General features: G+C 31.4%; 11 protein-coding genes and 1 other annotated feature. All 11 genes read right to left on the bottom strand.

Going from position 1 to position 12195, the window contains the following annotated elements; genetic code table 11:
- Positions 1-137: 137 nt before the first annotated feature.
- Positions 138-767, bottom strand: coding sequence for a uridine kinase (gene udk, locus JOC70_RS01480; protein ID WP_204597146.1), 630 nt, complete (start codon positions 765-767; stop codon positions 138-140).
- A gap of 33 nt (positions 768-800) precedes the next feature.
- A complete protein-coding gene (locus JOC70_RS01475) occupies positions 801-2018 on the bottom strand; it encodes a peptidase U32 family protein (RefSeq protein ID WP_204597145.1) in 1218 nt (405 codons plus the stop codon).
- Positions 2011-2664 (bottom strand): O-methyltransferase, encoded by a 654-nt coding sequence (locus JOC70_RS01470; protein ID WP_204597144.1) that lies wholly within the window; start codon positions 2662-2664, stop codon positions 2011-2013. Before JOC70_RS01470 ends, JOC70_RS01475 begins: the two co-directional genes overlap by 8 nt.
- A gap of 13 nt (positions 2665-2677) precedes the next feature.
- Positions 2678-3688, bottom strand: coding sequence for an endolytic transglycosylase MltG (mltG, locus tag JOC70_RS01465; RefSeq protein WP_204597143.1), 1011 nt, complete (start codon positions 3686-3688; stop codon positions 2678-2680).
- A 17-nt stretch (positions 3689-3705) separates the two neighbouring features.
- Positions 3706-5529, bottom strand: coding sequence for a translational GTPase TypA (gene typA, locus JOC70_RS01460; RefSeq protein WP_204597142.1), 1824 nt, complete (start codon positions 5527-5529; stop codon positions 3706-3708).
- A 183-nt stretch (positions 5530-5712) separates the two neighbouring features.
- Positions 5713-7380 (bottom strand): ribonuclease J, encoded by a 1668-nt coding sequence (locus JOC70_RS01455; protein WP_204597796.1) that lies wholly within the window; start codon positions 7378-7380, stop codon positions 5713-5715.
- Between the two features lie 58 nt (positions 7381-7438).
- Entirely contained in the window at positions 7439-7891 is a 453-nt protein-coding gene (locus tag JOC70_RS01450; protein ID WP_035307464.1) for a Fur family transcriptional regulator, read from the bottom strand.
- A gap of 131 nt (positions 7892-8022) precedes the next feature.
- Entirely contained in the window at positions 8023-8286 is a 264-nt protein-coding gene (locus JOC70_RS01445; protein WP_035307462.1) for a DUF1292 domain-containing protein, read from the bottom strand.
- Between the two features lie 30 nt (positions 8287-8316).
- On the bottom strand, positions 8317-8730 hold the full coding sequence (ruvX, locus tag JOC70_RS01440) for a Holliday junction resolvase RuvX (protein WP_204597141.1): 414 nt from the start codon (positions 8728-8730) through the stop codon (positions 8317-8319).
- 56 nt (positions 8731-8786) lie between these two features.
- The gene (locus JOC70_RS01435) at positions 8787-9038 is read right to left on the bottom strand and encodes an IreB family regulatory phosphoprotein (RefSeq protein ID WP_035307458.1); all 252 of its coding nucleotides are present in this window, start codon (positions 9036-9038) and stop codon (positions 8787-8789) included.
- Positions 9039-9120: 82 nt separating this feature from the next.
- On the bottom strand, positions 9121-11760 hold the full coding sequence (gene alaS / locus JOC70_RS01430; protein WP_204597140.1) for an alanine--tRNA ligase: 2640 nt from the start codon (positions 11758-11760) through the stop codon (positions 9121-9123).
- A gap of 78 nt (positions 11761-11838) precedes the next feature.
- Positions 11839-12013 (bottom strand) — a binding site (T-box leader).
- Positions 12014-12195 lie beyond the last annotated feature (182 nt).

The raw sequence follows: 12195 nt of genomic DNA, 5'->3' as shown, positions 1-12195 counted from the left end.
CCTGCAAGTTATAATAAAAATTAATTTTAACTCCTATTATATCCAACGCAGCGCCTTTTATACCAAGCACAAAAAAGGTATACAAAGCTGCTATTATTTAGAGCTTTATATACCTTTTATTTAATATCTTTTTCAAATCAGTTTTCATTATTTAGAAGAAGCTGCCTTATATTTCCTACAATCACATCTATAGCCACTTTATTCTGTCCGCCTTCTGGTATTATTATATCAGCATATCTTTTGCTTGGTTCAATAAATTGCATATGCATCGGTCTTACTACGTTTAAGTATTGATTTATTACAGAATCAAGTGTCCTTCCTCTTTCTTTAATATCTCTCAAAAGTCTTCTTATAATTCTTACATCTGCATCAGTATCAACGTATATCTTAATATCTAAAAGTTCCCTTACAGTTGGTTCTTGTAATACAAGTATGCCTTCTACTATTACTATGTCTCTTGGTTCAACTTTAACAGTTTCCTTTTTTCTATTATGCGCTTCAAAATCATATATAGGTTTTTCTATATTCTCTCCTAGCATAATAGATTTTAAATGTTTTACCAATAAAGACGTATCAAAAGCATCTGGATGATCATAATTGGTTTTTATTCTTTCTTCAAAAGAAAGCTTACTTTGATCTTTATAATATGAATCCTGCTGTATCATAACCATGCAATTGTCAGGAAATTTTTTGCATATTTCTCTTGCAATAGTACTTTTACCTGATCCAGTACCACCTGTAATCCCTATTAAAACTGGACGCTTCATATTATTTTCTCCCCTTAGATATAAATTTAAATATTACTTTTGTTTAATGAGCATATAATCTTTTTCTAGAACTTCATTAACCTTTGCTTTATAAATCATCTGTGCTACTGGGGTAGAATCTATCTTTTCTCCATCTTTATTAGTCAAGTCTTGAAGCTTTATTTTAAAATTTGCTCCTGTAGGTCTTAAAATCTCTACAGTATCCCCTTCAAATATCTTATTTCTTTGTTCTATAGTTGCTGTATTACTATTTTCATCGTAATCTCTTACTATCCCTACTATATCATAATCCCTTATATAGGATGAATTTTCGTATATTTGGCTATCCTTATCACCAAAGTAGAAGCCTGTATAATAATCCCTATGACTTGTCTTTAAGAGATTATCCATCCATTCTTCCTTGAACTTGTACTTTTCAGGATTTTCCATGTAACTATCTAAAGCTTCTCTATAGGATTTTACTACAGAAGCTACATAATAAGAGCTCTTCATTCTTCCTTCAATTTTAAAGGAATTTATTCCAGACTCTACAAGCTCTGGTATGTATTTTATCATACATAAATCCTTAGAGTTTAATAAATAAGTACCTTTGTCATCTTCTACTATTGGAAAATATTGATTTGGTCTTTTTTCTTCTACTAAAAAATACTTATATCTGCAAGGCTGAGCGCACTCACCTCTATTAGAATCTCTACCAGTCATGTAGTTAGATATTAAACATCTTCCTGAATAAGACATGCACATAGAGCCATGTACAAAGGCTTCTAAGTCACAATCCTCTGGTATGTTTTCTCTAACTCCTTTTATTTCTTCAAGAGATAATTCCCTTGCTAGCACTATTCTCTTTACTCCTTGTTTATACCAAAAAGTAGCTGATTTATAGTTTACATTGTTTGCCTGAGTACTTAAATGTATTTCTAAATTAGGCGCTACTTCCCTTGCTGTCATTATAATACCTGGGTCTGAAACAATTATAGCATCTACACCTATATTGTATAAATTAACTAAATATTCTTCTAATCCATCTAAGTCTTCATTATGCGGAATTACATTTACTGTAACATATACTCTTTTCCCTCTTGTATGTGCAAACTCTATTCCTTCTTTTAACTCATCATCACTAAAATTATTTGCAAAGGCTCTTAGATTAAGCTTACTTCCACCTAAATATACTGCATCTGCACCAAATGTTATAGCGGTTTTTAACTTTTCCAAACTTCCTGCTGGCGCAAGTATTTCTGGTTTATTCATTTTCAAACCTCCTTTTTATAACTGCTACCCCATCTCCCATAGGAATAACTGATGTTATAAAATCATCTTCAGAAACCATATTTAAAAATTCCCTCATACGTTTTACTATTGTAATTTTTCTTCTCTTTACCAGTTCGTCAGAGGCTACCATTCCTCTAAATAACACATTATCTGCTACTATTATACCTTCTTTATTTAAAAGCCTTAAACAATGAGGTAAAAAATGGTTATAATGGCCCTTACCTGCATCCATAAAAATTAAATCATATTTTTCTTCTAATTTTTCTAGAATTTCTAAGCAGTCTCCTTCTAAAATATCTATATTTTCTTTAAAACCAAAGTTTTCTATATTTTCTTTAGCCTGTTTTATCATTTCAGCATCTCTTTCAATAGTATCTATATGGAAGTCACCCTTAGAAACACTTGCCATAAGTATAGATGAATATCCTATAGCCGTTCCTAATTCTAGTATTCTTAGAGGCTTTTTTATATCTATCATAAGCTCTAAAAATCTTCCTACTTCCTTATGTATAATAGGCACTGAATTATCTCTAGCATATTTTTCTAAAGCATCAAGCTTTTCATTATTTCCCTTTATGAGACTTCTTATAAACTCCTCCATATAATCATAGGCAATTGTGCTCATTATAACCTCCTACCTAAAAGCCTTGGGTCTTTTCTTTGACTTTTAAAAACTCTTGATAATCTTTTGTAAAAAAGTGTGTACCATCATTATATGATACAAAAAACAAGTAATCTGTTTTATCTGGATTTAAAGCAGCATTTATTGATTCCTTGCTAGGACTTGCTATTGGTCCTGGTGGCAATCCATCATTGATATAAGTGTTATAAGGAGATTTAACTTCTAAGTCTTTATAATAAAGTTTATCTTTATGTTTACCTAAAGCATAAAGTACTGTAGCGCAAGACTGCATTTTCATTTGCTTCTCTATTCTATTGTAAAAAACAGAAGCAACTTTACCTTTTTCGTTTACTCCAGCTTCTTTTTCTACCATAGATGCTACAGTTACTATTTTATCTATATCGTCTTTTGTGAGTTTACTATCTTTACTTATATCCCTAAATACTTCTTCAAATCTTTTAATCATAGTTCCTATTATATCTTCTGCTTTACTTCCCTTTAAAAATTCGTAGGTATCAGGATAAAGATATCCTTCTAAAGCATATTTTTTCTTAGAATTACTCTTTACAAACTCAGGCAAGGGGTACTTTTTCACTGCAGCTATAAATTCCTCTTTGGTTAAAAGTCCCTTTTCCTGAATAATATTTGCTATAAGATCAATATTAAATCCTTCTGGAATAGTTAATTTTACAAGGCTTTTATTATGAGTTCCCTTATTTAAGGCCTCCACAAAATCTGTTAATGAAATATCCGAGTTAAATTCATAACTGCCTTGCTTTATAGATACAGGAAGATCAGCTCTTTTTATATAATGTTTTATTATATACTGATTTTTTATTTCCTTATCATTATATAATTCAGATAATATTTTATATAAGCTATCCCCTTTCTCTACAGTTACTTCTATATTACCATCCTTTTGAGTAAAAGGATGGTTAACAGTATTGTTATAGTAAATTATAAAATATGCTGAAGCACTAATTAAAATTAATAAAGTTATAATTAAAAAAGTTAACTTCTTTTTCATAATTCCTCCAGAGTAACTTAACCTTTTCTTGCTGCTCTCTTTCTTTGTTCAGAATTTAGTATTTTCTTTCTCATTCTTACAGTTTTAGGAGTAACTTCAACAAGTTCATCAGAAGCTATAAATTCTAAACACTGCTCTAATGACATAGGTACTATAGGAGTTAGTTTTAAAGCATCATCGGATCCTGAAGATCTAGTGTTTGATAGATGTTTTTTCTTACATACATTTACATCAATATCTTCAGCTCTAGAACATTGTCCTGCAATCATTCCAGCATAAACATCTGTTCCTGGTCCTATAAATAAAGTTCCTCTTTCTTGAGCATTGAAAAGTCCATAAGTTATTGCTGTACCTGTTTCAAATACTGTAAGTGATCCTCTTGATCTTTCAGCTATATCTCCCTTATAAGGCTCGAAGCTATCGAAAACGTGATTCATTATTCCATTACCTTTTGTATCTGTCATGAATTCATTTCTAAATCCTATAAGTCCTCTAGCTGGTATCTTAAACTCAAGTCTTGTATATCCATTTACGGCAGAAGTCATATTTACCATTTCTGCTTTTCTAGGTCCTAGCTTTTCCATAACAACACCCATAAATTCTTCAGGTACGTCAATAGTTAAGTATTCTATAGGCTCCACTTTTTTGCCATCCATTTCTTTAAATATTACTGTTGGCTTAGAAACCTGGAACTCATATCCTTCTCTTCTCATTGTTTCTATAAGTATAGATAAGTGAAGTTCTCCTCTTCCACTTACTTTAAATGACTCTGCAGTATCTGTTTCTTCCACTCTTAAACTTACATTAGTTTCGATTTCTTTCATAAGTCTATCTCTTAAATGTCTAGAAGTTACAAACTCTCCATCTTGACCTGCAAAAGGAGAATCATTAACCATAAAGTACATGCTAAGAGTTGGTTCATCTATTTCTACGAATGGAATTGCTTCAGGTCTAGTTACATCCGCAACAGTTTCCCCTATATTTATGTCAGCAATACCTGCAATAGCAACTATATCTCCAAGCATAGCTTCATCTGTTTCTTCTCTCTTAAGTCCACTATAAACATAAAGACTGCTTACTCTAACATTTTCAACTTTTCCATCTTTTCTTATAAGTGCTACTGTTTGATTTTTCTTTATAGCTCCTCTTTCTATTTTTCCTATACCTATTCTTCCAACATATTCACTGGAATCTATTGTAGTTACAAGCATTTGAAGAGGCTCATCTATATAACCTTCTGGTGCTTTTACATTTTTAATTATAGCATCAAATAAAGGCTCCATATTTGTACTTTCATCTTCCATTTCCTTCTTAGCTATTCCTTGTCTTGCAGAACAATAAACTACAGGGAAATCTAACTGATCATCATTTGCTCCTAGCTCTACGAATAAATCAAAAATTTCATCTAACACTTCTTCAGGTCTACCATTAGGTTTATCTATTTTGTTAATAACAACTAGAGGCTGAAGATTTAGTTCTAGGGCCTTTTTAAGTACAAACTTTGTTTGAGGCATAGCTCCTTCATAAGAGTCAACAACTAAAAGAACGCTATCTACCATTTTAAGTACACGCTCAACTTCTCCACCGAAATCCGCATGTCCTGGAGTATCAACTATATTTATCTTAGTACCATTGTAATTTACTGAAGTATTCTTTGATAAGATAGTTATACCTCTTTCTTTTTCAAGGTCATTTGAATCCATTACTCTTTCTTGAACCTTTTCATTTTCTCTGAAAACATGGCTCTGCTTAAGCATTGCATCTACCAAAGTAGTTTTACCATGGTCAACGTGAGCAATTATTGCTATATTTCTTATATCATTTCTAGTAAATATTTTCATATATTTTCCCCCAATATATCTTCTTAAATTTTTTTTTCAAAAAAATTGGATACACTTAAGTATCCAATATCTCCAACATATCTATTTTAATAGTATAGTAATAAAAAGTCAACTTATGTAAAGTATTTCTGCTATTTCGACATTTAAACTTTGATTTGACTCTTCATTCAATAATTGAATAATTTAGATTTCCATAATTATAGGAAGTATCATAGGCTTTCTCTTAGTTCTTTCATATAAGAATCCTCTAAGAGAATCTTTTATGCTAGACTTAATGGCAGCCCATTCTTTAATATGTTTTTCTTCACATTGTCTTAATGCTTCTTTAACCACATTTCTTGCTTGCTCCATTAAATCTTCTGACTCTCGTACATATACAAATCCTCTTGAAATGATATCTGGGCCTGCAATTACACTTCCAGATTCCTTTTCTATAGTTACTACAACTGTAAGTATTCCATCTTGAGATAAGTGTTTTCTATCTCTAAGTACAATATTACCTACATCTCCTACTCCCAGACCATCTACAAATACTTGACCCGAAGTTACCATGCCATTTTTTCTTATGCCATCCCTGCTCACTTCTATTACATCACCATTTTCTGGGATAACCACACTACTGGCTGACAAACCTAATTTTTGAGCTAGCTCTGAATGTTGTTTCAAATGTCTATATTCGCCATGAACAGGCATGAAATATCTTGGTTTTACCAGAGTATGCATTAATTTAAGTTCTTCTTGGCAAGCATGACCAGATACATGAATGTCCGCTAAAGCCTCATATATTACCTCTGCCCCTTTTTTAAATAACTGATTAATAACTCTTGATATTAATTTTTCATTCCCTGGAATAGGTGAAGCAGATATTATAACCATGTCTCCTGGTACTATATTTACTTTTCTATGGTCTGATGCAGCCATCCTTGATAAAGCAGCCATTGGCTCTCCTTGGCTACCTGTGGTTATTATTACCATCTTGTTACTTGGATATTTATTTATGGAATCTATATCTATAAGTATATCCTTAGGAGGATTAATGTATCCAAGCTCCTTAGCAACTTCAACTATATTTTCCATACTTCTTCCAGAAACAGCAACTTTTCTACCATATTTATCTGCCGCATTCATTATTTGTTGAACTCTATGGATATTTGAAGCAAAAGTAGCAACTATTATTCTACCCTTTGCTGTAGAAAATATACTTTCAAAGGCTTCCCCTACTGTGCTTTCAGACATTGTATATCCTGGTCTCTCAACATTTGTACTATCAGCAAGCATAAGTAGCACGCCTTTTCTTCCAAGCTCTGCAAATCTATTTAAATCCGCTACACATCCATCAATCGGAGTAAAATCTATTTTAAAATCTCCTGTATGAAGAACAACACCAATAGGAGTATGTACTGCAATAGCTACTGAGTCTGCAATGCTATGACTTGTTCTTATAAACTCTACAGATATATTAGTAAGTCTTATTATATCTTTAGCACTAATTCTCTTAAGCTCTACAGAGCCTAAAAGGTTGTGTTCTTTAAGTTTCGTTTCCACTATTCCAAGTGTAAGTTTTGTTCCATAAACAGGTACATTTAGCTCTCTTAACACATATGGAAGAGCGCCTATGTGATCTTCATGGCCATGAGTTAAAAATATTCCTCTAACTCTCTCTTTGTTTTTAATTAAATATGATACATCAGGTATAACCACATCTATTCCCAGCATTTCTTCATCTGGAAACTTAAGACCGCAATCTATAACCATTATATCATTTTTATATTCTATAGCAGTTAAGTTTTTCCCAATTTCATTTATTCCACCCAGCGGAATTATCTTTATCTTTTCTTTTTCTCTGCGCATTTTATCCCTCCTTTGTGTTTTGTTATTGTCTACTAGTTTTTTATCTTCTATTGTTTTTTTATTTTCTTGAGCATTCATTACATAATCCATAAAATTTCACACTATGATCCTCTATCTTAAAATTATATTTTTTTTCTATATTCTCTTCTAATTCTTCCAAAAGGTCTCCTTGCACTTCTATGACCTTACCACAATTTCTACATATCAAATGATGATGTTGATGATTTTCATCTTCATGTATCAATTCATATCTGCTGCATCCATCATTTAAATCCAATTTTGAAAGTAAACCCATTTCTTCTAAAAGCATGACTGTTCTATATACAGTTGCGAGTCCTATTTCAGGACATTCATCTTTAACTAAATTATATATTTCTTCAGTAGTTAAATGACTACCCTCATTCTTTATTATAATTTCTACAATAGCTCTTCTCTGTGGAGTAAGCTTATATCCTTTTTCTTTTAAAACATTTTTTAAATTTTCCACATCTTCATAAGGAACCTTTGCCATGAAATTACCTCACTTTATTAACCCATATATTTTAGTGTTTGCCTTAATTTTCTATACTTTATTATAATTTTAAAAGCTATGTATTGGAACATAGCTTTTCCTTAAGTATTAATTCAGCTCTTCCTTAAATATTAATTCAAATCTTCATCATCAAATAATGTTTCATAAGCTTCTACTACAATAGCAAATTCGTCTTCATCATCTACTGTAACAAGTAGATCGTTTCCATCTTCATCTTTATCTATTCTAAGCGCTACAGCTTCATCTGTGTCTTCATCTTTTGGCACTACAATTACATATTCTTTATCTTCAATATCTAATTTTGTAATAACCTCGAATTCTATTTCTTCGCCATTTTCATCTGTAAGAACAATATTTGTTATATCATTTTCCATAATATACACCTCTTTCGATTTATTTTTATTTTATTTTGAAATACTATCTAAATATCCTTGTAGTATGTAGGTTGCAGCAATTTTATCTACTAATTTTTTTCTTTTACTTCTTGATAAATCTGCTTCTAACATAACTCTATGAGCTGCTACAGTAGTTAATCTTTCATCCCACATTATTATTTCTAAATTTAAAATTTCTTTTAATTTATCACAAAAAGCTACTACCTTTTCACTTTGTGGTCCTAGCGTTCCATTCATGTTTTTGGGAAGTCCTGATACTATCTTTTCTACTCCATATTCTTCACAAATCTTTTTCAATTCTTGAATATCTATTTCTTCAGTTTTTCTACGTATAGTTGTAATTCCTTGTGCGGTAAATCCTAATGGATCACTTAAGGCCACCCCTATAGTTCTATCTCCTACATCTAGTCCAAGTATTCTCATAAATTTCTCCTTTTGATTTGCTTCTTTTTAAAAATAAAAATGCCCTAAGGGCATTTTTATTTTATACCTAAATAGGTTTTTAAAACTTCTTCTAAGATTTCATCCCTTTCAAGTTTTCTAACTAGAGCCCTTGCACCATTATAGTTAGTTATATAGGTAGGGTCACCTGATATTAAATATCCTACCATTTGATTTACAGGGTTATAACCTTTTTCTTTAAGGGCACCATACACCTGTGTCAAAATTTCCTTGGTTAAATCTTCTTTGTCCTTGATCACATCAAATTGAATGGTGTTATCATTCCCCATTTTCCTTCACCCCACTTAAGTAAAAAGTTTATATTTTATATACTCGTATATTCATTATAAAACATAATAATTAAAATGTATACTATTTTGATAAATTTGCCACTATAGTTTCTACTAAACCTATAGCTTCTTCTAGTTTTTCAGGTAATTTACCACCAGCTTGAGCCATGTCTGGTCTTCCACCACCGCCACCGCCGGCAACTGATGCTACTTCTTTTATTATCTTTCCGCAATGTATTCCTTTAGCTATCACATCTTTAGTTGCCATAGCTACAAACTGCACTTTTTCATCTGCATTACTTCCAAGAACTACTACACCTGATTCAATCTTGCTGCGTAACTTATCAGCTAAGTCCCTTAATGCATTAGCATCAACTCCACTTAACGCACCTGTAACTACCTTTATTCCATTTACTTCTTTTATGCTATTTAGTATTTCGTCCTCTGATCCACTAGCAAGCTTTGACTTTAATTCTGCTATTTCTTTATCCTTAATTTTCATTTCATTTAACTGAGAACTTATCTTGCTTAAGATTTCTCTTTCAGAAGTTTTAAGTAATGCTGCTGCTTCTTTTAATGTTCTCTCTTTTTCTTCAACATACTTTATAGCATTTAATCCAGTGAAAGCTTCGATTCTTCTTATACCTGCAGCCACACCACTTTCAGATATAATTTTAAATAATCCTATTTCTCCAGAATTAGTTACATGGGTTCCTCCACAAAGTTCCTTGCTGAAGTCGCCTACATTTACAACTCTTACATCTTCTGCATACTTATCGTCAAATAATGCTGTAGCACCACTTTTTTTAGCTTCTTCTATAGACATAACTTCAGTGCTTACGCCGCTAACATTCATTACATTTTCATTCACTAAAGTTTCTACTTCTTTAATTTCTTCTTCAGTTAACCCTTGGAAATGATTAAAGTCAAATCTCAATCTTTCACTATCCACATAGGAACCAGCTTGCTGTATGTGTTCTCCTAATATTTTTCTTAAAGAAGCATGCAAAATATGTGTAGCCGTATGATTTTTTCTTATACTATTTCTTCTTGGCTCATTTACTATTAAGGTAACTCTACCTTCTTTTAGTATTTCCCCTTTTGTAATTTTTATAAAGTGTAATATCTTTCCGCCAACATTTTTTTTGCAATTTAAAACTTCTCCTGTAAATCCTTCACCTTCAATGACACCTATATCTCCAATTTGACCTCCCATTTCAGGATAAAAAGAAGTTTTATTTACAACAAGTACTCCTTCATCTCCTTCTTTAAGGGAGCTTACCATTTCTTCATCTTTTATAAGAAGTAAAACTTCTGCTTCTTCCTTTAAGGAGCTGTAGCCAGTAAACTCAGTATTCAATTCCTTTGGAAGCTTATTTAATATAGTATCTTCTGCTCCCATGTAGTTACTTTCTCCTCTAGCTTTTCTTGCTCTTTCTCTTTGTTCCTTCATTTCCTTATTAAATCCATCTATGTCTATAGCTATTTCTTTTTCTTCTAATATTTCTGCTGTAAGTTCTAGAGGGAAGCCATAAGTATCATATAACTTGAAAGCCTTATCGCCTGAAAGAACCTTTTCTCCATTTTTACCTAACTCATCTATATATTCATTTAATATATCTATACCTGAGTCTATAGTTTCGGAAAATCTTTCTTCTTCAAGCTTAATAACTTTTTTTATGTATTCTTCTTTATCATTTAATTCTGGATAAGCCTTATAAGAATTTTCTATTACTACATCACATATTTTATAAAGGAATGTTTCTTTAATTCCAAGAAGTCTTCCATGTCTTGCAGCTCTTCTTAAAAGTCTTCTTAAAACATATCCTCTTCCTTCATTAGATGGCAAAATTCCATCTGATATCATAAACGTAACACTTCTTATGTGATCAGTAATTAACCTTAAAGATATATCCTGTACTCTATCTTTTCCATAAGCTATACTTGCAGCTTCACTAACTTTATCTAAAATAGCTCTTATTGTATCTACTTCAAATATGCTGTTAACTCCCTGCATTATAGTAGCCATTCTTTCAAGTCCCATACCTGTATCTATATTCGGACTAGCAAGTCTATTATAATTTCCCTCTTCATCTTTATCAAATTGAGTAAATACTAAGTTCCAAAACTCTATTACTCTATCTTCTTCCGCTGCCTGTAAAAATTCTTCTACAGTATTTAGTTTTCCTTCTCCTCTATCAAAATGTATTTCGGAGCAAGGTCCACAAGGTCCTTGACCTATTTCCCAGAAGTTATCGTCTTTTCCTAATCTAAATATTCTGCTTGGATCCACATCAGTAGTTTTAGTCCATATATCAAAAGCTTCATCGTCTTCTAAATATATAGTTACATATAATTTATCCTTTGGAATATTTAAAGCTTTTGTTATAAACTCCCATGCCCATGGAATAACTTCTCCTTTAAAATAATCTCCAAAAGAAAAGTTTCCAAGCATTTCGAAGAATGTACCATGCCTTGCTGTCTTACCTACGTTTTCAATATCTCCTGTCCTTATACACTTCTGACAAGTTGTAACCCTATTCTTTGGTGGAATTTGAACTCCTGTAAAGTAAGGCTTTAATGGTGCCATACCTGCGTTTATCAAAAGTAAACTCTTATCATTTTGAGGTACTAATGGAAAACTTGGTAATCTTAAATGCTCCTTTCCCTCAAAGAAACTTAAATATGCTTCTCTTATTTCGTTTAATCCCATTTTATTCATATAAACTTCATTCCTTTCTTTGAATGTTTTAAATAATATACTAAAATCAAGGTAAATAAAAAAAAGCTCTAGTCTCTTACAAGGGACGAAAGCTTCCGTGGTACCACCCTAATTATATAAGTCATATAACTTATATCTCTCAATATAATAAAGGCTCCAAAACAGCTTCAATACTTATACTAAGAAGTTTTCACCAGCCACTTCCTCTCTTAATAGCAAAATAGTACTTACTCATTTTTTTCATAGCCAAAATATTCATTTTGATAAAAATTATAAATTAAAAAATATTAAATGTCAACATTTTAGTCGCTATGTGGGATAAATTCACAGGTTTATATCATAAAAATTTACGTTAAAAGTATTGTAAAATCATATGTTTTATATTAGTATAAATATCGCTGTGTAAATTTAAAATAAAATATAAATTATTAAATA

Source organism: Clostridium pascui, assembly GCF_016908015.1.
GTDB lineage: Bacteria > Bacillota > Clostridia > Clostridiales > Clostridiaceae > Clostridium_AK > Clostridium_AK pascui.
The sequence above is the reverse complement of the archived record's forward strand: the minus strand, read 5'-3'. Positions and strand labels throughout refer to the sequence as shown.